Genomic DNA, 22,048 nt, shown 5'->3' with positions numbered 1-22,048 from the left:
CGCGTGTATCGCCATCCCGCGGATCGCGGCCGCCGGCGGCGTCATTTTTCACAGGATCGAAGCGGGGCCGCCAGCCAGAATTGTTCGATCTCGAACGAGTCGTGGTGCTGCCGCCGCTCGCCGCCGGCGATCGGCCGGCGGACGTGCACGCGCTCATGCGGTCGGGAGGGGCGCCGTTGCATCAGCCGTTCACATCCGCGCGGGCGATTGCCGGGATGACGGGACCGAGCGAAACGCCACTCCGCGCCGCTTGCCGCGTGTGTTCGGCGTCCGGCGCGGGGGCTGCTCCGCCAATGGCATGGACGGCAACGATCGCCACGACGACGGCAGCATAGGCCGCCATCCAGAGATAGAAGGCTCCGCGCGTCGCCCGCTCGCGCCTACGGCTTCCGCTGAAGCTCCTGTTCTTGTCGTCCATGTTCATCGTCTTTTCCCGTCGGTCTCGCCGTCAGCCTCGCCCGTCCCACGCCCCTATTCAGAGCCTCGACTACGGCGCTGATCCGGATGGATTGTGGCTTTGCCCGACAGATATCGTGTCGAAAGTAAGGGCTTGGAATCACGGTTAAAAATCCGTGAAAGCCGTTCATAGACGGTGACCGGCAAACCTGTCTGTGAACGCCGTCACCGGGGTCACGGCCGCCAGTCGAGTCCGACATGCCGGGGCCTGGCCGCGACGCGCGCGAGCCAGGCGCGGATCGCCGGATAGCGGCCGAGATCATAGTCGGCTTCCTCGGCCACATGGGTGTAGCCGTAGAGCGCGATGTCGGCGACCGAGAAGGCCGGACCGCCGAAAAAGTCATGCTTCGCCAGGAACGATTCCATGATGGCGAGGACGCGGTTGCCCTTCTCCTGCCATTCGTCGATCCGATGCGCCATCGTCTCGCGACCGCCGGGGATGTAGTGCAGCCAGTTGCGCGCCACGGCGATCACCGGCTCGTGGCTGTACTGCTCGAAGAACAGCCACTGGTAGCAGATGGCGCGATCGTAAGCGTCGACAGGGATCAGCGCGCTGCCCTCGGCCAGATGCAGCAGCATGGCGTTCGATTCGGCCAAGGGCCGGCCATCCGGCAGGATCAGCAGCGGCACCTGGGCATTCGGGTTGAGCGCCAGGAATTCCGGGCTCGTCGTCTGCCCGCTGCCCTTCACGAAGTCGACGATCCGGAAGGGGATTCCGAGTTCGTGCATCGCAAGGCGCGGCTTGTAGCAATTGCCCGAGAACTGCATCGAATAGAGCGTGTATTCGGCGACCATCATCATCCCTCTTTGCTTTGCATCAGGCTAGCCGCGCCGGGCGCGCCGCGTCCAATTCCAATTCGTGCGACAGGCATCAATGGCGGTGATCCGTTCGTGGGCGTTGATCGGAGCGATATTTCCGTGCAGAAATATCGCTCCGATTTCAGGAGTTCCTCATGTCGATCGATCGCCTCCGCCGCGGGCTTGTCCTTCTCGGCAGCCTCGTCTTTCTCGCCGCGCCGCTGCTTGCCCCGTTCGCCGCCGCGACCGCGCAGGCGGCCGACGTCACCGTCTTCGCCGCCGCAAGCCTGAAAAATGCGCTCGACGGCGCCGCGGCCGCCTACAAGGCCAGGACCGGCAAGGACGTCGCTATCAGCTATGCGAGCTCGTCCAACCTCGCCAAGCAGATCGAAGCCGGTGCGCCGGCCGACATCTTCTTTTCCGCCGATCTCGACTGGATGGACTATCTGGCCCGGAAGGAGCAGATCGATCCGGCGTCGCGCGTGACGCTGCTCGGCAATACGCTGGTTCTGGTCGCACCCAGGGATTCCGCCGCCGAGCTGACGATCGCCAGGGGCTTCCCGCTGGCGGACGCGCTGGGGCCGGACGGAAAGCTTGCCATGGGCTCTATCGATTCGGTGCCGGCCGGCAAATATGGCAAGGCGGCGCTGGTCGCGCTCGACGTCTGGGATCCGGTCGCCCCAAAGGTCGCGCAGGCCGACAATGTCCGCAGCGCGCTCGCCTTTGTCGCCAGGGGCGAGGCGCCGTTCGGCATCGTCTATGGCACCGATGCCAAGGCCGAGCCCAGCGTCAGGGTGGTGGGGATCTTCCCCGAGACGAGCCATCCCGCGATCGTCTACCCGGTCGCCCGCGTCGCGGCCTCGACCAGCCCGGATGCCAAGGCCTTTCTGGACTGGCTGGTTTCCCAGGATGCGCGCCCGAGCTTCGAGGCACAGGGGTTCACCTGGCTCGAGGGACGCAGCTAGACGGCTGGATGTCGCCCGGCGGGCGACCTAGTCTCCATATTGGCGATTCCCCAAGCGGCTGATGGATGAACGGCTTTCTCTCTCCCGAAGAATGGACCGCCATCGGCCTTAGCCTGAAGGTGTCGTCCGTGGCGACGCTGGTCAGCCTGCCGGTCGGCATCGCCATGGCGATGCTGCTGGCGCGCGGGCGCTTCTTCGGCCGTACCTTGCTGGATGGCCTGGTTCATCTGCCGCTGGTGATGCCGCCCGTCGTCACGGGCTACCTGCTGCTGCTCGCCTTCGGCCGCAAGGGGCCACTCGGTGCGTTTTTCGAGCACACCTTCGGCCTCGTCTTCGCCTTCCGATGGACCGGCGCCGCGCTCGCCTGCGGCGTGATGGGCTTTCCGCTGATGGTGCGGGCGATCCGCCTGTCGATCGAGAGCATCGACCATAAGCTCGAACAGGCGGCCTCGACGCTCGGCGCGGGCAGGGCGCTCGTCTTTCTGACGGTCACCCTGCCGCTGGCGCTGCCGGGCATCCTGGCCGGCGTCGTGCTTTCCTTTGCCCGCGCGCTGGGCGAGTTCGGTGCCACCATCACCTTCGTCTCCAACATTCCCGGCCAGACGCAGACGATGCCCTCCGCCATCTACGCGCTGATCCAGACGCCGGATGGCGATGCGGCGGCGCTGCGGCTGACCGCGATCTCGATCGCCATCTCTCTGGCCGCGCTGGTCCTGTCCGAGTTCCTCGCCCGCCGCGTGACGCGGGGAGGCGCGGCGTGACGCTCTCGATCGCCATCCGCCAGCAACTGGGACCGTTCTCGCTCGATGTCGCGCTGGAGACAGGGCCGGGTGTCACGGCGCTGTTCGGCCGCTCGGGCTCGGGCAAGACCTCGCTCGTGAACCTGGTGGCGGGTCTGTCCCGACCCGACCAGGGCCGGATCGTGCTCGACGGGCGGACGCTGGTCGATACCGAGCGTTCGATCTTCGTGCCGGCGGGAAAGCGGCGCATCGGCTACGTCTTCCAGGAGGGGCGGCTGTTTCCGCATCTCTCGGTGCGATCCAACCTGCTCTATGGCCGCTGGCTGACGCCGCAGGCCCGCCGCTGGGGCGGTCTCGACGAGGTCGTGGACCTGCTCGGCATCGGCGCGCTGATGGCGCGGATGCCGCGGGATCTCTCGGGCGGCGAGAAGCAGCGCGTGGCGATCGGTCGGGCGCTGCTATCGAGCCCCGACTGCCTGCTGATGGATGAGCCGCTGGCGGCGCTCGATCGCGAGCGCAAGGCCGAGATCCTGCCCTTCATCGAACGGCTGCGCGACGCCAAGAGACTGCCGATCGTCTATGTCAGCCATTCGGTCGAGGAAGTGGCGCGACTGGCCGATACGGTGGCGCTGATCGAAGCCGGGCGCGTGGCGGCGATCGGGCCTGTCGGCGAGGTGTTTGCGCGACTCGACGCGATCGGAGAGTGGGAGGCCGGCGCCGTGCTGGAGGCAACCGTGCTGGCGCAGGATCCGGAAGCCGGCGTCACCCGGCTCGACCATCCGGCCGGCTCGCTGGTCGTGCCTTCGATCGATGCGCCGATCGGCAAGCGGCTGCGCATCCGCATTCGCGCCCGTGACGTGACGCTGGCCGTGGGCGAGCCCGGCCGACTCTCGGTCCGAAACCGCCTCAGGGCGGAGATCGTCTCGATCGGCGAGGGGCGCGGCCACGATGTCGGCATCCGCCTCAGCGTCGGGGGAGAGCCGATGCTGGCACGGGTTACGCGCGACGCGGTGCGGGATCTGGAACTGGTCCCGGGCCTAGCCGTCATCGCGCTGGTGAAGGCCGTTGCGCTGGACGGGATCTAGGCTCGCTCGCGCCGATCGGCGGCGGGGCCGCGCCTTCCGGAGATCAGGCGGGGCAGGAATTCTTCAGGGTGGCGCCGTCGACGACGAGGCGGACCTTGGCGGTGCCGGACTTGACCATGCCGAGCTGCTGCGCCGCGGCGCGCGAGACATCGATCACGCGGCCTCCGGTGAAGGGGCCTCGGTCATTGATGCGGACGACGACGTATTTGCCGTTCTTGAGGTTTTCGACCCGGACGCGGGTGCCGAAGGGCAGCTTGCGGTGGGCGGCAGTCAGGGCGTTGGGGTTGTTGCGTTCACCGTTGGCGGTCTTGCCGCCGAGGGCGTACCAGGAGGCGCGCCCGCACTGGGTTCCGGCTTCGGCCGGAAGGCTCCCGAAGGAGAGGGCCGCACCCGCGGCTACGAGAGCGGCCGTCACGGCCGCGATACGCAATTTTACCTGCACACTGGATCTCTTCGTTTTCGCGTTCGCCGACGCGGATTGCACCCAAAACCGAAACAAGCTTCGTTGGTTGTTTATCAACAGCGGAAAAAGGCGAGAATTGGGCGCTGGATTGTTCACAAAATAGCTGCAACCGAATGCAACCGATCTTGAATCGGGAGGTGATTCCGCGACGTCGAGTTGACTCAGGGGGAGCCTAGTTTCTCGATCAGCGCCATGGCGGCGAAGGGGGCCTTCGGCTTGAAACCATTGATCATGTAGATGAAAACGTCGCGCTTGCCGGACTTGGCCGGCTTCTCCGCGAGCCGCGGCAGGTCGTCGGGGACGCCGCCGTCCGCCCAGCGCTCGGCGCGCTTCTTCCACTCGAAAAGCGCGGACTCCGGATAGCCGATTTTTTCCTCTTCCGATGCGTTTTGCAGGCGCGCATAGACGAAGTCGGCCGTCGGGTCGGCAATCTGGGGATGCTTGTCAGAATCGGCTGCCACCACCGCGACGCCATGCGTGCGCGCCAGCGCGATAAATTCCGGCGTCTGGAAGCTCTCGTGCCGCACTTCCACCGCATGGCGGATGGCGATGCCGTCGACCGTCTTCGGCAGCAGCTTGAGGAAGCCGTCGAAATCCTCCGGGTCGAATTTCTTGGTCGCCATGAACTGCCAGTTGATCGGCCCGAGCTTGGGGCCGAGCTCGGTGACGCCGCTGGCGAAGAAGCGCGAGATCGACTCGCCCGCCTCGGCGAGCACCCGGCGGTTGGTGGCGAAGCGCGGCCCCTTCAGCGCGAAGACGAAATCGTCCGGCGTCTCTTCGGCCCATTTGCGGAAGCTCTCCGGCTTCTGCGATCCGTAATAGGTGCCGTTGATCTCGATCGAGGTCAGTTTGGAGCTGGCATATTCAAGTTCGCGCTTCTGCGGCAGCCCGGCCGGGTAGAAATTGTCCCGCCAAGGCTCGAACGTCCAGCCGCCTATGCCCACACGGATCATCTATCGTGGCTCCATTGGAACGGGTAGGGCACTGGCGCGTTCAACCTCTGTCAGTAATCGGAGAAAAATCATGTTTCGGGCAAAACCCCCCGTTGTCGTACCGGAAGTCTCGACGGAAGGTCGCATCGTGTCGGTCGTGGCCGGGTTGATCCTGGCAGCGGCCGCGGTCAAGCCGAGGCCGAACCGGCTGTTGTCGGTCCTGGCGCTGGCGACCGGCTCCTATCTGGCCTATCGCGGCGCAACCGGTCACTGCCCGCTGACAAAGGCGGTGCACGATCATTGTCCGGAATGGGAAAGCCGGGGTCGCTAGGCCCGGCTTTCCGTTGTGCCGTCAGGCGCGCTTCTTGACGATGAAGCCCCAGATCAGCAGGACGATGATTGCTCCGACGATCGCGCCGATGAATCCGGCCTGGTCGTTGGGGCCGTACCAGCCGATGGCCTGGCCGAGATAGGTCGCCAGGAAGGCGCCGGCGATGCCGAGTATGACTGTCAGAATGAAGCCGCTTGGCTCATTGCTGCCGGGGGTGATGAACTTGGCGATGACGCCGGCGACAAAGCCGATGATGATGGTCCAGATGATGCCCATGAGGCGCTCCCCGTGATGGTGCCGCAGCAGCGGCCGCGACAAAATGTTGCACGGGTTTGGCTGATTTGGCGAGGGCTAATCGACCTTGACGCCACCGCGCATGGCCTTGACGCCGGAACGCTTGGCTTTGCCTTCCAGCCGACGCTTCTTCGATGCCAGGGTCGGCTTGGTCGCGCGGCGCGGCGTCGGCGGAATCAGGGCCTCCTGGATCAGCGCCACCAGACGCTCCAGCGCGTCGGCGCGGTTGCGGGCCTGATCGCGGAAGCGCTGGGCCGTGATGACGATGACGCCGTTCTGCGTCAGCTTCGACCCCGCAAGCCGCATCAGGCGCACCGCGACCGCATCGGGCAGCGCGCGCGAACGCCGCGCATCGAAGCGCAGCTGAACCGCGCTCGACACCTTGTTCACATTTTGCCCACCCGGTCCGGAAGAGCGGATGAAGCTCTCCTCGATCTCGCTGTCGTCGAGGGCGATGTCGTCACTGATACGGATCATGGGCAGCCTTCCAGGCGGACCCATAACATGGCAGCGCGTCGTTCGGCAGGGGGTGTCGCAGCGGCACGCGACTTGTGCTAGAATCACCTAGCAGAGAACGGGGGTAATGATGGATCTCCAGTTTGGACTAGCTGTCGCATTCGTGCTCGTCGCCGGCTTTCTGCTTGCCAACAAGGCCGGGGCCGGCCCGATCATCTGGGCCGATCACAGTGTTACTTCGCAGCGGTCGATGATGCTTTCCGGTGTGTCGTTCGTCTTCGACGGAACGCTGCCGCGCATCAGCCTGCCGCAGCGCTGAGCCCCCCACGCCGGGGCCGCTCCGGTTGATCCGGTGCGGATCGCACGGCTGGATTGCCCTAGCCGTGCGATGTTGAGGAATGAAGGGCGCCCGTTCGCGCGCGTGCCTGGGCCGGACCGCCTTGCGGGAAGGCGGCTTCGTCAGGCCGGTGGCGAATAGGCACCGGCCTTCGCCTTGCGCATCGCCTCCATCCCGTCGGCCGTGGTCATCAACGCTGTCGTTTCGAATCGCGACAGGGCTCCTGTCGCGCCGGTGGCCAGCGAGACGGCGGCTGCCGACACGTTATCTGGGAATTCGGCGATCATCACGACATCGAATTCTCCCAACGCGAAGTAGAAGGCGTGCAGCTTGCCGCCCATCGATTCCACGACCTTGCGGGCCGGGTCTTCGCGGTTCTGCGGATTGGCCACCATCGCCTTGACGGCGTTGGTGGCGTAGGAGACCTGCAGAAGATAGTGAGCCATGAGGTCCTCCCTTCGGGCGCGGACGCCCCGATCGCCCGGCTCGGATCCGGCGGATCGCCGGGCGGGACGACAGTGAACCTTCGTCCAACCCAAGGGAATGAGTCCGGCTCATGCTCGCGAGAGTTTTACTGCTGGGCCTGCGCCTCGGCGATCGCCTTGTCATAGGCGGCGCAGATCTCGTCGAAACTCGTGGTCCGCTCGGCGACGCGGTCGACCTCGACCTGGCGCTTGCGCCATTCGGCCGCCTGGCTCGGATCCTTGGTCGTGATCTGCTTGACCAGTTCGGCGAGCGAAATGGACTTGGCCTGAAGCTCCTCTTCGGTGCAGGCGAAGGCCGGTGTCGCGGCCAGAAGGAGCGATAGAGCCAGAATGGTACGGCGCATCGTCTGATATCCTCGTCTTGAAGCCAGTCCCCGTCCCGATATAGAGCCTCGGGCCGTGCGATGCACGTCCGGCGGCCAGGCCGGAATAGAAAAGGGGCGCCGAGGGCGCCCCTGAAGTGGTTGGTCGATGCCCCGGGCCTGCCTCGGTCCGTCGGGCTGTCCGGGCTTAGTCCGGGCTGTCCGGGCCTACTTGGCCAGGCAGGTATCGACATTCTCCGGCAGGCAGACATCGAGACCCGTGAACAGGATCTCGTCGACCGGCTCGCCGTTGATCAGCTTGATCATGGCGTCCGGCGCCTTGTAGCCCATTTCGAACGGCCGCTGGCCGATCTGTGCCATGCTGCGGCCCGCCTTGAGCGCGTCGATCTGCGGCGGCAGCGTGTCGCCGGCGATGATCACGAGGTCCTTGCTCTTCAGCCGATCCATCACGCCATCGGTGACCTGGGCATAGGCCTGCGGGGCGAACTGGGCCCAGCCGCCGACCAGCACGAAGGCATCGAGCTTCGGATTGGCGGTGAAGGTGTCGCTCATCTGCTGGTTGGCAAGGTCCGACTGGTCATTGGTGAACAGCGGGCAGCCCGCCGGTTCGGTCCAGCCGTTCTGCCCGGTCAGCTTGTCGACATCCTTGGCGCCCGCCAGCGTGTCGCGCACGCCGGCGGCGCGGGCGGCGATGTTGGCGGCGGCGACGTTGCCGAGCTGAAGGCAGACGGTGCCGCCCTTCTTGAGCTTCTGCAGTTCCTCGGCCATCTTGACGCCCATCAGGTAGTTGTCGGTCCCCAGATAGGCCTTGCGGAGCGCGGCATCTTCCTTGTTCAGGTCGGCATCGACCGTCATCACGGGAATGGTGGGCGCGCGCTGCTTCAGCAGATTGGCCATGGCCGGCGCGTTGGACGGCGAGATGGCAATCGCCGCGACGCCCTTCGTCAGCAGGTCATCGACGATCTGCACTTCGCCGGCTTCATCGTTGCTGGAAGCAGGACCCGTGTAAAGGCAAGTATAACCCTTGCCCTGGTTCTCGGCGTTCCACTTCTGGCAGCCCTTGTTGATCTCCTCGAAGAAGGGGTTGTCGAGGCCCTTCACAACGATGGCAAGGACCTTGTCTTCCGCGCGTGCCGCACCCAGGCTCAGCGCCAGGCAGGTTGTGGCAAGCGACAGTATCGCGAGTGTCTTCTTCATGCTGTTGTCCTCCCGAGACAATAGAAATCCGTCGTCCGCCACCCGACGCAAGTCTCGCATTGCCCGATCCCGGGTGTTCCCGGTCATCGAGGCGCGAACGAGTTGGGGCCCTCTGACATATCGGCGGACGCAACCAACTAAATTCCGAAAGCGAACAAAGTCAATCCGATTAATCCTACGAAAGTTCAATGCTGCGTTGCGAGAAGATTTGTTGCAATGCAGTTGCGTGGCGTGGCAGGCCTATATTCATATCAGTATACTATCTGGGTGGGCGAATTTTCGACCGTAGGTCCAGGTCGGCGAAATAGAGCTTGTCTGCCTCTACGGCATCGTTCCGGTATTTGTCTGATGTTAAAGTTGACGGCGGTCGGGCGCGCCAATATGGGTAAAAAGAGACCCGGGCGGCGTCGCCGCACCGGACATCAGGGAAATGACGGGCCGGCCAACGGCCCGCGTTGCAGGGAGGAGCGCCGGGATGACTGTCCTGGAACTCAAGGGCATATCGAAGCATTTCGGGGCGATTCAGGCCCTGAACGACGTTTCGCTCACCATCGGACCCGGCGAAGTCGTCGGGCTCATGGGCGATAATGGCGCCGGCAAGTCGACGCTGGTGAAGATCATCGCCGGCAATTTTCCGCCGTCGCATGGCACCATGCGGGTGCTGGACCGGGAGGTCCACTTCCACAAGCCGGTCGAGGCGCGCGAGAACGGCATCGAGGTCGTCTATCAGGATCTCGCGCTCTGCAACAATCTGACGGCGGCGGCCAACGTCTTTCTCGGCCGCGAACTGAAGCGCGGGTTCGGTCCGATCCGCATCCTCGACTACGCGACGATGTACAAGCGCGCCGCGGCGCTGTTCAAGGAACTGAAGTCGGAGACGCGGCCGCGCGACCTGGTGAAGCAGATGTCGGGCGGGCAGCGCCAGGCAGTCGCGATCGCCCGCACACGGCTCTCCGATTCGAAGATCGTGCTGATGGACGAGCCCACGGCGGCGATCAGCGTGCGCCAGGTTGCCGAGGTGCTCAACCTGATCCGGCGCCTGCGCGACCAGGGCATCTCCGTGATCCTGATCAGCCACCGCATGCCGGACGTGTTCTCCGTCTGCGACAAGATCGTGGTGCTGCGGCGTGGCACGAAAGTGGCGGACAAGCGGATCGCCGACAGTTCCCCGGAAGAGGTGACGGCCTTGATCACCGGCGCGCTCGAGCGCGCCTGACATCGAGCGAAAGGAAGAGGGAGGACGTTACAAATGGCTGTTTCGCTCGACGACACCATCAATCACCAGACGCACAGCACGCTGAGCTGGCTGCTGTCGCGCCAGACCTTCTGGGTTTTCCTGGCGGCGGTGCTGGCCTGCATCGCGCTGACCTTCATGACCGACACCTTCGCGACGAAGAACAATTTGTTCAACGTGACGCGCAACTTTGCCTTTGTCGGCATCGTCGCGATCGGCATGACCGTGGTCATCATTTCCGGCGGCATCGACCTTTCGGTCGGCTCGACGCTCTGCCTCTCGGCGATCGTCACCGGCCTGGTGATGAGCGCCGGCTATCCGCTCGCGGTTGGCATTGCGCTGGCGCTGGTCGCCGCCATTCTCGTCGGTATCGTCAATGGCGTGCTGATCGCCTATGTCGGGATGCCGCCCTTCGTGGTGACGCTCGGCATGCTTTCGGTGGCCCGAAGCATGGCGCTGGTGCTGTCCAACAACAAGATGGTCTACCAGTTCGGCCCGGACCAGGCGCTGCTGCTGCAACTCGGCGGCGGCACCACGCTCGGCATCGCCAATCCGCTCATCGTGCTGGCCGTGATGGCGCTGATCGCCGGCTTCGTGTTCCGCTGGACCGGCTGGGGGCGGCACATCTTCGCCATTGGCGGCAATGAGCAGGCGGCGGTGCTGACCGGCGTGCCGGTGAAGCGTATCAAGGTGGGCGTCTATGTCATCTCGGCGCTGACGGCGGGCATCGCCGGCGTGCTGATGACCGGTTGGCTCGGCAGCGTGACCACCAATCTCGGCACCGGCATGGAACTGACCGTGATCGCGGCAACCGTGATCGGCGGCGCGAATCTCGCCGGCGGCGTCGGAACCGCGTTTGGCGCGGTGGTCGGCGCCGCGCTGATCGAGGTCATCCGCAACAGCCTGATCCTGCTGGGCATCTCGACCTTCTGGCAGGGCGCTTTCGTCGGCAGCTTCATCGTCATCGCGGTGGCCTTCGACCGAATCCGCAGCTTCCGCCAGTCGGACTGACTTGGACTCCGGGCGCCGTATCGTGCCGGCGCCCGGAGTTCTCACGCGGCGTTTTCTCACCTCTCCCTGAGGGAGAGGGGAAGATAAAGAAGGCCGGGCGCGCCGATCCGGCGGATAGGCGTGGAACTCCCTCGACGGTCGGCCGGGGCATGCGCCAGAATGCGCGTCCCGTGCCGATGGAATCCTAAGAACCGCATGAGACTCCCCAACCAGACTGAAGGCCTTCGTTTTCGCCTCGTGCTCAAGCCGGGCTTTGCGCTCGGCCCGGGCAAGGCGGATCTGCTGGAGGCGATTGCGGAGACCGGCTCGCTGTCCGGCGCCGGGGCGCGGCTCGCCATGAGCCCCAAGCGTGTCTGGGGCCTGGTTCGCGAGATGAACACGGCGTTTCGCGATCCGCTGGTCGAGACCGAGAAGGGCGGCACGGGCGGCGGGGGCAGCGCGCGGCTGACGCCGGTCGGCCGGATGGTGCTCGATCGCTACCGCGCCATGGAGGCGGAGACGAATGCGCGCATCGCCGCCGGCGTCGCGGAGTTGCGCGGGCTTTTGCGCGACGAAGGCTGAGCCTCAGGCCTTGGCCGGCATGGCGTCCAGGCGCGCCAGAATGCCCCTGGCGGCGGCAATGCCCGTGGCGAAGCTCGCCTGCAGCAGATAGCCGCCGGTCGGCGCTTCCCAGTCGATCATCTCGCCCGCGACGAACACGCCGGGCAACGCCTTCAGCATCATGCCGTCATCGATACCGCTCCAGGCAACGCCTCCCGCGGTGGAGATCGCGCGCTCGAGCCCTTCCGTGCCGGTGAGCCGGATCGGAACGGCCTTGATCAGGCTGGCCAACGCGTCCGCGTCGCGCGGCAAGGCCGCCGCGCCGTTTCCTTCGCGCATCAGGTTGATGGCGACGGGCGGCAGATGCGCCGCCTTGCGCAGCAGGTTGGACAGCGACTGGCCCGGCTTCTGCGCCGCGATCCGCGCCGAAAGCTCGGCCGCGCCGCGGCCCGGCGCGAGGTCGAGATGGATCGTCGCTTGGCCATCCCGGGCGATCGCGTCGCGCAAGGGCGCCGAGAGCGCGTAGAGGAGGCCGCCCTCCAGCCCATGTGCCGTCACCATCGCTTCGCCGCGCAGCGTGATGTCCTGGAAGCCGATGGAGAGCGCCTTCAGCGGCGTGCCGGCGAAGCGGGTCCTGAACAGGTCGGACCAGCTTGCCCGGAAGCCGACATTGGCCGGACGCAGCGGCGTGACATCGACGCCCTTTTCCCAGAGCCTGTCGGCAAAGGCGCCGTTCGAGCCGAGGCGCGGCCAGCTGGCGCCGCCGACGGCCAGCAGCGTCGCATCGGCAGCCACGGTTTCGGTCGAGCCGTCGGCGTGGCGGAAGATCGGCTGGCGGTCGGCGTCGAAGCCCTGCCATTCGTCCCGGAGACGAAAGCGGACGCCGAGCTCGTCCAGCCGGCGCAGCCAGGCGCGCAGCAGCGGCGAGGCCTTCATCGAGGTCGGGAAGACGCAGCCGCTGGAGCCGACGAAGGTCGCTTCGCCCAGCCCCTCGGCCCAGGCGCGCAGCTCGGCCGGCGGAAACGCCCCGATCAGCGGCGCAAGCCGGTTCGAGGCGGCGCCATAGCGCGGGAGGAAGGTCTCCAGCGGCTCGCTATGGGTCAGGTTGAGGCCGCCACGCCCGGCCATCAGCAGTTTGCGGCCGATGGAGGGCATGCGGTCATGCACCGTGACGGCGAGGCCGGCCTTGGCGAGCGTCTCGGCGGCGATCAGGCCGGCCGGGCCGGCACCGATGATCGCCACGGAACGTGACTTGGGGGAGGGTGTGTTGGACATCGCCGCGGTTTGTCGGTCGAAACCGCGGCGATCGCAAGAGGCTGTTTGCGCCTAGCGCTTGCCGACCAGCTTGTCGGCGAACAGAGCGGCGCTCTTGGCATAGACGCCGGCCTTGTTCCATTCGCGCAGCACGGCGAAGTTGTGCGAGCCTTCTTCCCAGCTTCCGCCGCGCTGCCAGCCGTAACCCTTGAGGTAATTGGCGGTGGAGGCGAGCACGTCGATCGGGCTGTTGCGCAGGTCGGCATGGCCGTTGCGGTCGAAATCGACGGCGAAGCGGATGTAGGAGGTCGGCAGGAACTGGGTCTGGCCCAGCTCACCGGCCCAGGCGCCCTTCATCTGCGCCGGCGACAGGTCACCACGCTGGACGATCTTCAGCGCGGCCATCAGCTGGCCCTGGAAGAAGTCGGTGCGGCGGCAGTCGAAGGCCAGCGTCGCGAGCGAGCGGAAGGTCGACATGTTGCCGCTGCCGGCGCCGAAGTCGGTTTCCATACCCCAGATCGCGATCAGGATCGGGCCGGGAACGCCATAGGTCTTTTCGATCGCGGCGAGCGTGCTGGCGTAGCGCTGCATCAACTGCTTGCCCTTGGCGACGCGGCCCGGCGAGACGACCCGCTTGGCATAGACCTCGAAGGGCTGGGAGAAGTGCTTCTGGTTGCGGTCGAGCTTGATGACGCGCGGATCGTAGGTGACGCCGCCGAGCGCCTGGTCGACGACGCTGCGCGAGATGCCCGACGAAACGGCCTCGGCCTTGAAATCCTTCAACCACGCGCCGAACTGCGCGGGATCCTTGCCGCAGGTCGCAGCTTCAGCCCGTCCCAATCCGGCCGCGAGCGCGACGGAAAGAACCAGGGCCGACAGGCGGAGCTTCGAGATCTTCATAATAAGCCTTTGTCTGGTCGGAACGGCCGTTGAGTATGCGAGCTTCACGAGCACGCGCAAGATAACACTAGGCGAGCGATGGTTACCTAGCGGTTGAGGCTGCGCCCAAGTGTTATCTTCGTCACACTTTTGCTGACGTTTCAGGTCGCCGAAACGCGTTTGGACGACAGTATGCGGCGTTCTAGCCGAATCCCGCGCGTTTCAGCCGGACGATGGCGAGATCGAGCGCGGAGAGAAACGCGGACCGGTCGCGTGGCGAAAACGGCTTCGGGCCGCCGGTGACGGCGCCGGCCGAGCGCAGATCTTCCATCAGATTGCGCGTCGCCAGCACGTTGCCGATCGAGGCCTCGGTGAACGGCCTGCCATTGGAGCCGATGACGTCGGCGCCGGCCTTGATGCAGCGGTCTGCCAGCGGGATATCGGCCGTGATGACGATATCGCCGCGGCCGACGCGCTCGGCGATCCAGTCGTCGGCGATGTTCAGCCCGCTCGGCACGACGACGCGCTCGATCCACGGCTCGCGCGGGATGCTGATCGGCGTGTTGGCGACGACATGGACCTTGAGGCGGTGCCGCTCGGCGACCTTGTAGATCTCGGCCTTCACCGGGCAGGCGTCGGCATCGACATAGATTTCGATCGGGCGGGAGGCTTGCGGGGAATTCTCGGCAGGAGCAGACATTCGATACTCGAAAAAGGAAGAAGGGCCGCCCTTCCGGACGACCCTTCCATTGTCAGACCGCGACCCGGCACAAGGCCGGAGGAAAGCCGGTCACGCGGCGCAAACCTCTGCAAAGAGAGAGATCCGGACCATTGGAACCGACATACGCGGTGAACGACAATGAGACACTAGACCACCTCCTTTCGATTGTTGATGACATGGTTAACGTAGCGCGTTTGCGGCCGATTCGTAAGGGCAGCCGATACGCTTCCGTAGCGGCGCGCTGTTTTTGCATCAGATGCCCGAGCCGAAGCCGGCTCAGCGGATCGAGCGCAGCATGCCGGCATCGGGGAAGCAGGTGGCGCGGCGGCCATTCGCTTCTTCCCACGCGCCGATGGCGATCCGCGTCTTGAAGCCGACGAGGCCGTCCGCCGTGCCGACATCGACGCCGCGCTTTTCCAGCCGCTGCTGCATGGCCCGAACCTCGGAGCGGGTGAAGCCGCCGACATCGCCCCAGGAATTGGCGATCGCGCCGGCGCCGCGCAGCCGATCCGCCAGGTGGCCGATGAACAGCGCGTAGAGATCGGACTCGTTGTAGCTCTTCAGCACGTAGAAATTGCTCGAGACGATGAAGGCCGGGCCATGTCGGCCGGCCGGCATCAGCAGGTGGCCGATGCGGTCCGGCGTGCGGCCGGCCAGCTTGCCGCCGCCCACGGGGCGCACCCCCATCGCCTGCCAGGCCGCGAGCGGCTTGCCCTGCTCGGGGCCTTCCAGGCTGCAGGAGACGGCTTCGGGAACCTCGACCTCGACGCCCCAGCCGACGCCCGGTTGCCAGCCGCTTTGGCGCAGATAGTTGGCGATCGAGGCAAGGCTGTCGGGTACGGAATTCCAGATGTCGCGTTTGCCATCGCGGTCGAAATCGACGGCCAGCGTCAGATATTTGGAGGGCAGGAACTGCGGCTGGCCGAGCGCACCGGCCCAGGAACTGCGCATCTCGTTCAGCCCGATATGGTCGCCGTCGACGATCTGCAGGGCCGCGAGGAATTCGGGATAGAAGCTCTTCTTGCGCGCGCCCATGAACGCCTCGGTGGCGAGGGCCCGGACGGCCGGGTAGGGCATCTTGGCGGCTCCATAGCCGGATTCGCGGCCCCAGATCGCCACGACGATCGAGGCCGGCACGCCATAGGTCTTTTCGATCTTGGCCAGTGTCTTCGACCACGTGGCCATGCGGGCGCGGCCGCCATTGGCGAGCGCAGCCACCTTCGCCTCGCTGAAATAGCGGGCCGGACCGGAGAATTCGGCCTGGCGCTGCGGTTCTTCCTTCTTGCGCGCGACGCCGGGCGGGGCAAGGTCGGGAAGGCTCCAGTCGAGCGTCAGGCCGGGGAGGGTCGCGTCCAGCGTCTGGCGAGAGATGCCGTGCCGGGCGGCGTCGTCGCGCACCGTGGTTGCCAGCCAGGCCTGGAACTGCTTCTCGATGCGGGCCCTGTCGGCGGTCTGGGCGGTTGCCGGCAGCGCGGCGAGGAAGAGCAGGCAGAGGCAAAGCAGAATACGCACGGGATCGGTCACCTGGCCGTGAGGGGGGATATTCCCCTCACCTTGGCGAAGCCGGAGCTTTCGCGCAACCTCGTCGGTCAGCGGGGCGCAACGCGACCGCCGCCTTCACCCGCCAGGCAGTCGGCCACCGGCTCGGAGAGGCGATCCGCCACGGGAAGGATCGGCAGCGGACGCGCGGCGATTTCGGTGACCAGCTTGCGGCGGATCGCGACCTCGAACTGGTCGACGTGGGATACCGCCAGGGTGAAGGCGCCTTCTCCGCCCATGACGCAGTCGCGGTAATAGGCGTCGAGATTGTCGATGTCGAACGCGCTCGAATTGCCGCTGCGCGGGGGCTTCAGCGTGATTGCCAGCCCGTTGATCGTGATGCCGCGCGCCACGACCCGGTCGCGGACGCCCAGCACGGTTGGTCCCATGTTGTTCGGGCCATCGCCGGAAATGTCGATGGTGCGCCGGGTGCCACGATAGCCGTTGTCGTCGAACAGGGCGGCTGCGAAGGCAAGGCTGCCGGAGATCGACGTGCCATAGCGGCCGATCACCTCGCCCGGCACGATCCGGGATGCCACGACGTCGGCGCTTTCCGCGCCGTCGATCAGGCTCCAGGGGACGACGACGGTCTGCGAGTCGATCCCGGACCACTCGAAATAGGCGAGGGCGATCCGTCCCATCGGGCCGGACTGGATCGCGGCGAGTACGTCGGGATGGCGTAGCGCGGCAACATAGCCCTGGCGCTGCAGAGCCTGCTCGTCGGCATCCATGGAGCGGGAGACGTCGACAGCCAGCACCAGTTCGAGATCGACGGGGATCTCCTGGGCACGCGCGGACGGCATGGCCGCCGCGATCAGCAGGCCCACGATCAGCATTGGGGAAAGCCGCATGGCGCACCTCGATCTCTTGGGTTGCGATTGCCCCCAATGTTCAGCCTAGGGCGCTGCCGGTGTGCCGCAAGGGAAGACGAGAAAATTCCCTGCCGGTCGCATCGCGTCGGCCAGAGCGCCCGGCCGGATTCCCGGCTACGTTCGGGGCACGATTGCGGGCACCGACCTGGCCGCCTTGCAGGCTCTGTGGGCGCAGGCGGCGATCTCCGGCTCTTCAGCCGTGGCAATCGTCTGCGGCGTCTTCGCGATCGCGGGCGGGCTGATCGACTGGCTGTTCACCGGCAGCCGCCATGAGGTCTGAGACGGTCCTGTCCCGCGCGGCGCTCCGGGCTGCGCCCGAGAGCAGAGTGTCCGCGATCCGGTAGGCGCTGCCGCCGGCGGCCTTGGCGTCATAGAGCGCGACATCGGCAAGCCGATAGGCGTCCTGGAAATCCGGCCCGCCATTCGCCACCGCGGCGATACCGATGCTGGCGCCGGTCGTGACGACGGAATCGGCGAAGCCGATCGGTTCGGAAATGCGCTCGATCAGCAACCGGGCTGTCCGCTCCACCTCGTCGGGCGCCGCCTCGATCAGCAGCGCGAATTCATCGCCGCCGATGCGCGCGGCAATATCGTTCTTGCCAAGGCAGGCGCGAATGCGGTCGGCGATGGCGAGCAGGGTGTGGTCGCCGAATTGATGGCCGAACCGGTCGTTGATCGGCTTGAAGTCGTCAAGATCGATCAGCACGAAGCAGAATCGACGCTCCTCTTCATTCCAGCGCGCGAAGTTCTCACCGAGCGCAGCCCGGTTCGACAGGCCGGTGAGGGAATCGTGATGGGCGCGGCGGTCGAGTTCATCCTGACGGGCGCGCCGGAGCGTAATGTCCTGCGTCGTGCCGACGGCGCGACGGGGGCGGCCCTCGGCGTCGCGCTCGACGACGCTGCCCCGGTCGAGCACCCAGATCCAGTGGCCATCCTTGTGCCGCAAGCGCTGCTCGATGCTGTAATGTGGCGTCCGCCCGTCCAGGTGATCGCGGATGCGCCGCTTGTTTTCCTGCGCATCATCGGGATGGCGCAACCGGTCCCAGGTCTCGGCCGTCTCCTCGATCTCGTCGCGCCGATAGCCCAGGATCGCGTACCAGTTGTCGCTGAAATAGGTTCGGTTGGTACCGATGCACCAGTCCCATACGCCTTCGCCCGACCCGGCCAGCGCATACCGCAAACGCTCCTGGCTCTCCTTCAGAGCCCGCGTCATGTTGTGCAGGCCCGTCAGGGCTGCGGCGACGAACAGCGGTGGAATGGTGATGAAGCTCAGGGCCAGTTCGGTGCGTTGCAATTGCCAGGCGAGGGATCGGCTCATGGCCGTGTTCGGCCACTCGCCGATGATGACCAGCAGGACGATCCCGAGCGAGAGGAGGGAGCTGGTCATGGCGGTGGCCGGCGGTCCGAAACGGATGGCGCACCAGAGCAGCGGCACGGTGAAGAAACTGATCATGGACACGCTGGCGTGGCGCATGATCAGGATCGACGCCGCGATGATCCCGAGGAGGGCGAGGAACTCGATAGTCCGCCTCGTGCCGCCGTTGTGGAGCGCGGTCTGGAACGAGACCGCCCACCCCGTCTTGCCGATGGCGAAATAGGGGGCGAGGATCATCAGCGCGCTGGCCGCGTTGAGGCGCCAAAGCGTGGTGAAGCTGGCGGAAAACGCAACGTCCTGGAACCAGGCCAGGGTCGCTGCGGCACCGATTGCGCTCAGCAGGGTGCTCAGCGACAGGATCGCGATCAGCGCCGCGACGCTGGAGACACTCTCCAGCCCCGAATCCAATAGTTTCAGACGGCGCGCGAGTTTAACGACCACCACCACCTCGATCATGTCGGAGGCCGCCAGGGCGAAGCCCATCGGCTCGGTATGCATGTAGATTTGAATGGGGAGGCTGGATGCCAGGGCGCCTGCGACTGCCCATGGCAATTGGCTGACGCGAACCGAGAGGAGCAGGATCACCATCAGGCCGTTCGCCGGCCAGAACGCCGCTTCGTTGCCGGCGACCCGCATCAGCCACAGGCCGATCGTCGCGCCAATCCCGTAGACGAGCGCAGCCGAGACGAACGAGATCAAGGGGAGAAGAAAACGCTGCACAACTCGCGCCCTGGTTGTGGTGCCTGTTGCCTCCAATCGCAGCAAAACATTGAAGAAGAGCGAATATGTGCAGGAAAATTGGATCCATGCGGCGCAAATAGCGACGGGCGCGCGATGGAAGCCGGAGAGCCGCGCGGCTCTCCGGTCCGATTGCGCCTGCTTCAGGCGGCGCGGGTTCCCTTCTTGTCTGCAACCAGATCGGCCAGGCGGCCGGTCAACTCGGCCAGATGGTCGAAGCGGCTGGTATAGGTGCCGACGCCGGCGGTGGCCGAGCGCAACTCGACGATCAGCCCGCGCATCTCCGATTCCGGGATTTCCGCCTCGACCACGTCCCAGCCCGGCCAGCCAGCCTTGGCATCGAAGCCGAGCAACTGGCCGCGCCGCTGCGTCACCATCATGTTGACCCGCGAACTCGCCTCCGACGGTACGGTGACGGAAACGTGGAGCACAGGCTCGAGCAGCACGGGGCTGCATGCCTCCAGCGCCTCGCGCATGCCGATCTGCGCCGCCGTGCGGAACGCCTGATCGGACGAGTCGACGCTGTGATAGGAGCCGTCCGTCAGCTTGACCGCGACGTCGACGACCGGGAAGCCGAGCGGGCCGCGTTTCAGGATGTCCTGCACGCCCGCCTCGATCGCCGGAATGTAGTTTCGCGGCACGACGCCCCCCGTGATGGCGTCCTCGAACAGGAAGCCGTTGCCGCGCCGTTGCGGCCGGATTTCCAGGACGCAATCGCCGAACTGGCCATGGCCGCCGGACTGCTTCTTGTGACGGCCGCGCACGGTTGCCTGCGCGCGAATGGTCTCGCGATAGGGAATCGACGGCGGGCGCGTCTCGACCTTGAGGCCGTAGCGCGCGGCGAGTCGTTCCAGTGCAACCCTGAGATGCATCTCGCCCTGGCCGGCAAGACGGATCTCGCCGGCCTCCTCGTCCTGCGAGACCACGAGCGCCGGGCTTTCCTCGGAGAGGCGGAGGAGTGCCGACGAGAGTTTCGTCTCGTCCTTGCGTTCGGCCGGGCTGACGGCCAAAGCGATCACCGGTTCCGGCGGGACAAGCGGCGCCAGTTGCGCCGGCGCCTGCTTGCCGGTGGCGAGCGTCATGCCGGTCGCGGCCCCGTCGAGCTTGCCGAGCCCGACCACCTCGCCGGCGCCAGCCGGCTCGCGCTTGGAAACCTGCTGGCCGATGACACGCAGCAGTCCGGACACCCTTCCGACCGGCCCATCCGGGCCGACCAGTTCGGTGCCGTCCTGGATCGTCCCCCGCAGCACGCGGGTAATGGAAAGCTTGCCGGCATGGCCGGTGTGCACGGTTTTCAGCACCTGGACGACCGTCTCCGGGCCGTCCTCGAGGCCAAGGCGCTCGACTGTGGCCGCGACGTCGGGGGCCTCATGCCGGATCGCCTTCAGCAGGCGGCCGACACCATGGCCATGCAGGGCGGAGCCGATCAGCACGGGGCAGACCAGCCCGGCGCGCATGTCGGCGACGAGGTCGGTCAGAACACGTTCCCGCGAAGGCTCGACATCCTCGAGCAGCTCCTCCATCAGGGAATCGTCGTAGTCGGCCAGCTTCTCCAGCATCGCATAGCGCTCTCGCGCTTCGTTGACGCGAACCTCGTCGGTCATGTCGATCAGTTCGCTCGGCGCATATTCGCGATAGACGAAGGCCCGCTCGAGCGCGAGATCGACAAAGCCGGTCACGACGTCATTCTGTCGGATCGGGATATGGCGCAGCAGCAGCGGTACGCTGCTGGCCGGCTGCAGCAGGGCGAGGGTCTCGTGCACGCCCTTGTCGGTCTTGTCGATCTTGTTCAGGAAGAGGAGGCGCGGAATGCCGAGCGCCTCGAGGCGTCGCAGGATCAGCTGCAGCGCGCCGACTTTCTTCTCGTCAGGCTCGGCGACAACGATGGCGCAATCGACCGCCGCCAGTACCGCTTCCGCCTCCTGCGCGAACTCGACGGAGCCGGGGCAGTCGAGCAGGCTGATATGTTCGCCCATGAAGCTGGCTTCGGCGACATTGAGTTCGACGCTCATGGCATGGGCGCGGGCCTCGGGCCCTGAATCGCCGACCGTGGTGCCGTCGCCGACAATGCCCTGCCGATGAATGGCGCCGGTTCTTGCCAGGATGGCTTCCATCAGCGTCGTCTTGCCGCTGCCGAACGGTCCGATCAGCGCGATCGCCTTGGGGCCGGCGCTTCTGCCGACTCCACCTCCGTTCCTGTCCGTCATCGCTTCCTCCGTTCATGAAATGTTCTTGTGGCATTCTCATGTCTTGGACGCGTGGACCGGCGCCAGTATTCCGGCCCGCCCCGGGATCGTCTCAGGGAATGCCGGATGTGGCAAGGCATTGGGGCGGGGAGCGGAAAACGAAAAAGGCCCGCGCCGGGGCGCGGGCCTTTGCATCCTCGCGGATGCAGATCGTTTCGAGGCCCCAAAGGGCCGGATCGTCGATCCCGGGAGCTTCAACTCTTCGGGATCACGACGCGTCGCCGGCTTAGTTGACCGGGTCGAGCAGCAGAGCGGCGCCACCGGCGGCGACGTTGAGGCCGACCTGGCCGGTCACGCTGATCGGCTGCAGGGCGATCGAGCCGCGCGTGCCGCCGAACAGAACGTTGGCGCCGACGCCGCCGACAACGGTCGCTTCCGCCGTCGCGCCGAGATAGAGGCCACCCAGCGAACCGCGGTGATAGCCGGCGGTCGGAGCGAACACAGCCCAGATAAGCTTGCCCTGGCTGGTCCAGCCGAGGTCGACGCCGAGCTTCTTGATATTGCCGATATACTGTTCCGGGGCGCCGCGGTTGGGACGGAAGGTGCAGGCAACTTCCTTTGCCGAACCAATGATATAGCCGAGGCCCGAATTGATGTCGCAGCCCAGCGTGCCGATGCGGACGCCATTGCGGCCATCCTCGTAGACCGGGCCGGTCGCGATGTCGGCGGCCTTGGCGGCGCCGAGGCCGGCGAGGGTCAGGGCGGCGGCGGCTGCAATCAGCTTAAGGGAAACAAACTTCGACATAATGAATTGTTCCTTTCGTGTTAGGCACCGGC

The 22,048-nt window shown here is 66.1% G+C and carries 25 protein-coding genes; 8 read left to right on the top strand and 17 right to left on the bottom strand.

The annotated features are described in order from the left end of the window. Positions 1–181 precede the first annotated feature (181 nt). Entirely contained in the window at positions 182–424 is a 243-nt protein-coding gene (locus tag OSH10_RS01605; protein WP_266329717.1) for a hypothetical protein, read from the bottom strand. 206 nt (positions 425–630) lie between these two features. After that, positions 631–1,251 (bottom strand): glutathione S-transferase family protein, encoded by a 621-nt coding sequence (locus OSH10_RS01600; protein ID WP_266330357.1) that lies wholly within the window; start codon positions 1,249–1,251, stop codon positions 631–633. A gap of 158 nt (positions 1,252–1,409) precedes the next feature. Here OSH10_RS01600 and modA point away from each other — a divergent pair, with 158 nt between their 5' ends. The 3 genes from modA (at position 1,410) to modC (ending at position 4,044) form a co-directional block, all read left to right on the top strand. Next, complete coding sequence (gene modA / locus OSH10_RS01595) at positions 1,410–2,219, top strand: molybdate ABC transporter substrate-binding protein (protein WP_266329716.1); 810 nt, start codon at positions 1,410–1,412, stop codon at positions 2,217–2,219. 65 nt (positions 2,220–2,284) lie between these two features. Then, positions 2,285–2,980, top strand: a complete 696-nt coding sequence (gene modB, locus OSH10_RS01590; protein ID WP_266329715.1) for a molybdate ABC transporter permease subunit — start codon at positions 2,285–2,287, stop codon at positions 2,978–2,980. Beyond that, on the top strand, positions 2,977–4,044 hold the full coding sequence (gene modC, locus OSH10_RS01585) for a molybdenum ABC transporter ATP-binding protein (protein WP_266329713.1): 1,068 nt from the start codon (positions 2,977–2,979) through the stop codon (positions 4,042–4,044). The genes modB and modC overlap by 4 nt, the downstream gene beginning before the upstream one ends. 43 nt (positions 4,045–4,087) lie before the next feature. On the opposite strand, the gene OSH10_RS01580 is transcribed toward modC, so the two are convergent. Together OSH10_RS01580 and OSH10_RS01575 are read right to left on the bottom strand one after the other, a co-directional pair. Beyond that, positions 4,088–4,468 carry a septal ring lytic transglycosylase RlpA family protein gene (locus tag OSH10_RS01580; RefSeq protein WP_407660664.1) on the bottom strand — a complete coding sequence of 127 codons (381 nt, stop codon included), beginning with the start codon at positions 4,466–4,468 and terminating at the stop codon, positions 4,088–4,090. Between the two features lie 200 nt (positions 4,469–4,668). Beyond that, positions 4,669–5,460, bottom strand: a complete 792-nt coding sequence (locus OSH10_RS01575; protein WP_266329710.1) for a DUF72 domain-containing protein — start codon at positions 5,458–5,460, stop codon at positions 4,669–4,671. A gap of 70 nt (positions 5,461–5,530) precedes the next feature. Here OSH10_RS01575 and OSH10_RS01570 point away from each other — a divergent pair, with 70 nt between their 5' ends. Next, positions 5,531–5,770 carry a YgaP family membrane protein gene (locus OSH10_RS01570; protein WP_266329709.1) on the top strand — a complete coding sequence of 80 codons (240 nt, stop codon included), beginning with the start codon at positions 5,531–5,533 and terminating at the stop codon, positions 5,768–5,770. A 21-nt stretch (positions 5,771–5,791) separates the two neighbouring features. Here the strand turns inward: OSH10_RS01570 and OSH10_RS01565 are convergent, their stop codons facing one another. Both OSH10_RS01565 and arfB read right to left on the bottom strand, forming a co-directional pair. After that, a complete protein-coding gene (locus tag OSH10_RS01565) occupies positions 5,792–6,046 on the bottom strand; it encodes a GlsB/YeaQ/YmgE family stress response membrane protein (RefSeq protein ID WP_266329708.1) in 255 nt (84 codons plus the stop codon). A gap of 75 nt (positions 6,047–6,121) precedes the next feature. After that, positions 6,122–6,541: an alternative ribosome rescue aminoacyl-tRNA hydrolase ArfB gene (gene arfB / locus OSH10_RS01560; protein ID WP_266329707.1), complete on the bottom strand. Its 420-nt coding sequence runs from the start codon at positions 6,539–6,541 to the stop codon at positions 6,122–6,124. Positions 6,542–6,647: 106 nt separating this feature from the next. Here arfB and OSH10_RS01555 point away from each other — a divergent pair, with 106 nt between their 5' ends. Further along, on the top strand, positions 6,648–6,839 hold the full coding sequence (locus OSH10_RS01555; RefSeq protein WP_266329706.1) for a hypothetical protein: 192 nt from the start codon (positions 6,648–6,650) through the stop codon (positions 6,837–6,839). 140 nt (positions 6,840–6,979) lie between these two features. Here OSH10_RS01555 and OSH10_RS01550 read toward each other — a convergent pair whose 3' ends face one another. The 3 genes from OSH10_RS01550 to OSH10_RS01540 all read right to left on the bottom strand — a co-directional run bounded on the left by OSH10_RS01550 (position 6,980) and on the right by OSH10_RS01540 (position 8,862). Continuing rightward, a complete protein-coding gene (locus tag OSH10_RS01550) occupies positions 6,980–7,303 on the bottom strand; it encodes a GYD domain-containing protein (protein ID WP_266329705.1) in 324 nt (107 codons plus the stop codon). A 125-nt stretch (positions 7,304–7,428) separates the two neighbouring features. Next, the gene (locus OSH10_RS01545) at positions 7,429–7,686 is read right to left on the bottom strand and encodes a hypothetical protein (RefSeq protein WP_266329704.1); all 258 of its coding nucleotides are present in this window, start codon (positions 7,684–7,686) and stop codon (positions 7,429–7,431) included. A gap of 186 nt (positions 7,687–7,872) precedes the next feature. Beyond that, positions 7,873–8,862, bottom strand: coding sequence for a substrate-binding domain-containing protein (locus OSH10_RS01540; RefSeq protein ID WP_266329703.1), 990 nt, complete (start codon positions 8,860–8,862; stop codon positions 7,873–7,875). A 475-nt stretch (positions 8,863–9,337) separates the two neighbouring features. On the opposite strand from OSH10_RS01540, the gene OSH10_RS01535 reads away from it, so the two are divergent. From OSH10_RS01535 to OSH10_RS01525, 3 genes are all read left to right on the top strand, one after another. After that, positions 9,338–10,078, top strand: coding sequence for an ATP-binding cassette domain-containing protein (locus OSH10_RS01535; protein WP_266329702.1), 741 nt, complete (start codon positions 9,338–9,340; stop codon positions 10,076–10,078). 33 nt (positions 10,079–10,111) lie between these two features. Continuing rightward, entirely contained in the window at positions 10,112–11,107 is a 996-nt protein-coding gene (locus OSH10_RS01530) for an ABC transporter permease (protein ID WP_266329701.1), read from the top strand. Positions 11,108–11,302: 195 nt separating this feature from the next. Continuing rightward, positions 11,303–11,668 (top strand): winged helix-turn-helix domain-containing protein, encoded by a 366-nt coding sequence (locus OSH10_RS01525; RefSeq protein ID WP_266329700.1) that lies wholly within the window; start codon positions 11,303–11,305, stop codon positions 11,666–11,668. Between the two features lie 3 nt (positions 11,669–11,671). Here OSH10_RS01525 and OSH10_RS01520 read toward each other — a convergent pair whose 3' ends face one another. From OSH10_RS01520 to OSH10_RS01485, 8 genes are all read right to left on the bottom strand, one after another. Further along, positions 11,672–12,922, bottom strand: coding sequence for a BaiN/RdsA family NAD(P)/FAD-dependent oxidoreductase (locus OSH10_RS01520; RefSeq protein WP_266329699.1), 1,251 nt, complete (start codon positions 12,920–12,922; stop codon positions 11,672–11,674). 51 nt (positions 12,923–12,973) lie between these two features. After that, positions 12,974–13,801, bottom strand: a complete 828-nt coding sequence (locus tag OSH10_RS01515) for a lytic murein transglycosylase (RefSeq protein ID WP_266329698.1) — start codon at positions 13,799–13,801, stop codon at positions 12,974–12,976. Positions 13,802–13,982: 181 nt separating this feature from the next. After that, a complete protein-coding gene (locus OSH10_RS01510; protein ID WP_266329697.1) occupies positions 13,983–14,480 on the bottom strand; it encodes a YaiI/YqxD family protein in 498 nt (165 codons plus the stop codon). Between the two features lie 297 nt (positions 14,481–14,777). Continuing rightward, positions 14,778–16,013 carry a lytic murein transglycosylase gene (locus OSH10_RS01505; RefSeq protein ID WP_266329696.1) on the bottom strand — a complete coding sequence of 412 codons (1,236 nt, stop codon included), beginning with the start codon at positions 16,011–16,013 and terminating at the stop codon, positions 14,778–14,780. Positions 16,014–16,090: 77 nt separating this feature from the next. Then, positions 16,091–16,891 carry a DUF1194 domain-containing protein gene (locus tag OSH10_RS01500; RefSeq protein ID WP_266329695.1) on the bottom strand — a complete coding sequence of 267 codons (801 nt, stop codon included), beginning with the start codon at positions 16,889–16,891 and terminating at the stop codon, positions 16,091–16,093. Positions 16,892–17,105: 214 nt separating this feature from the next. Further along, positions 17,106–19,043, bottom strand: coding sequence for a sensor domain-containing diguanylate cyclase (locus tag OSH10_RS01495; protein WP_266329694.1), 1,938 nt, complete (start codon positions 19,041–19,043; stop codon positions 17,106–17,108). 125 nt (positions 19,044–19,168) lie between these two features. Continuing rightward, on the bottom strand, positions 19,169–21,232 hold the full coding sequence (locus OSH10_RS01490) for an elongation factor G (protein ID WP_266329692.1): 2,064 nt from the start codon (positions 21,230–21,232) through the stop codon (positions 19,169–19,171). 265 nt (positions 21,233–21,497) lie between these two features. Further along, complete coding sequence (locus OSH10_RS01485) at positions 21,498–22,016, bottom strand: DUF992 domain-containing protein (RefSeq protein ID WP_266329691.1); 519 nt, start codon at positions 22,014–22,016, stop codon at positions 21,498–21,500. Positions 22,017–22,048 lie beyond the last annotated feature (32 nt).

The sequence above is a fragment of the Kaistia defluvii genome, from assembly GCF_026343955.1.
Classification (GTDB): domain Bacteria; phylum Pseudomonadota; class Alphaproteobacteria; order Rhizobiales; family Kaistiaceae; genus Kaistia; species Kaistia defluvii.
This window is presented reverse-complemented; position numbering and strand designations above follow the sequence as displayed.

Excerpts from the sequence above, each read along its gene's own strand:
- OSH10_RS01605 (WP_266329717.1), bottom strand. The coding sequence starts at position 424 with ATGAACATGGACGACAAGAACAGGAGCTTCAGCGGAAGCCGTAGGCGC.
- OSH10_RS01600 (WP_266330357.1), bottom strand. The coding sequence starts at position 1,251 with ATGGTCGCCGAATACACGCTCTATTCGATGCAGTTCTCGGGCAATTGC.
- modA (WP_266329716.1), top strand. The coding sequence starts at position 1,410 with ATGTCGATCGATCGCCTCCGCCGCGGGCTTGTCCTTCTCGGCAGCCTC.
- modB (WP_266329715.1), top strand. The coding sequence starts at position 2,285 with ATGAACGGCTTTCTCTCTCCCGAAGAATGGACCGCCATCGGCCTTAGC.
- OSH10_RS01575 (WP_266329710.1), bottom strand. The coding sequence starts at position 5,460 with ATGATCCGTGTGGGCATAGGCGGCTGGACGTTCGAGCCTTGGCGGGAC.
- OSH10_RS01570 (WP_266329709.1), top strand. The coding sequence starts at position 5,531 with ATGTTTCGGGCAAAACCCCCCGTTGTCGTACCGGAAGTCTCGACGGAA.
- OSH10_RS01565 (WP_266329708.1), bottom strand. The coding sequence starts at position 6,046 with ATGGGCATCATCTGGACCATCATCATCGGCTTTGTCGCCGGCGTCATC.
- arfB (WP_266329707.1), bottom strand. The coding sequence starts at position 6,541 with ATGATCCGTATCAGTGACGACATCGCCCTCGACGACAGCGAGATCGAG.
- OSH10_RS01555 (WP_266329706.1), top strand. The coding sequence starts at position 6,648 with ATGATGGATCTCCAGTTTGGACTAGCTGTCGCATTCGTGCTCGTCGCC.
- OSH10_RS01550 (WP_266329705.1), bottom strand. The coding sequence starts at position 7,303 with ATGGCTCACTATCTTCTGCAGGTCTCCTACGCCACCAACGCCGTCAAG.
- OSH10_RS01545 (WP_266329704.1), bottom strand. The coding sequence starts at position 7,686 with ATGCGCCGTACCATTCTGGCTCTATCGCTCCTTCTGGCCGCGACACCG.
- OSH10_RS01540 (WP_266329703.1), bottom strand. The coding sequence starts at position 8,862 with ATGAAGAAGACACTCGCGATACTGTCGCTTGCCACAACCTGCCTGGCG.
- OSH10_RS01535 (WP_266329702.1), top strand. The coding sequence starts at position 9,338 with ATGACTGTCCTGGAACTCAAGGGCATATCGAAGCATTTCGGGGCGATT.
- OSH10_RS01530 (WP_266329701.1), top strand. The coding sequence starts at position 10,112 with ATGGCTGTTTCGCTCGACGACACCATCAATCACCAGACGCACAGCACG.
- OSH10_RS01525 (WP_266329700.1), top strand. The coding sequence starts at position 11,303 with ATGAGACTCCCCAACCAGACTGAAGGCCTTCGTTTTCGCCTCGTGCTC.
- OSH10_RS01520 (WP_266329699.1), bottom strand. The coding sequence starts at position 12,922 with ATGTCCAACACACCCTCCCCCAAGTCACGTTCCGTGGCGATCATCGGT.
- OSH10_RS01515 (WP_266329698.1), bottom strand. The coding sequence starts at position 13,801 with ATGAAGATCTCGAAGCTCCGCCTGTCGGCCCTGGTTCTTTCCGTCGCG.
- OSH10_RS01510 (WP_266329697.1), bottom strand. The coding sequence starts at position 14,480 with ATGTCTGCTCCTGCCGAGAATTCCCCGCAAGCCTCCCGCCCGATCGAA.
- OSH10_RS01500 (WP_266329695.1), bottom strand. The coding sequence starts at position 16,891 with ATGCGGCTTTCCCCAATGCTGATCGTGGGCCTGCTGATCGCGGCGGCC.
- OSH10_RS01490 (WP_266329692.1), bottom strand. The coding sequence starts at position 21,232 with ATGACGGACAGGAACGGAGGTGGAGTCGGCAGAAGCGCCGGCCCCAAG.
- OSH10_RS01485 (WP_266329691.1), bottom strand. The coding sequence starts at position 22,016 with ATGTCGAAGTTTGTTTCCCTTAAGCTGATTGCAGCCGCCGCCGCCCTG.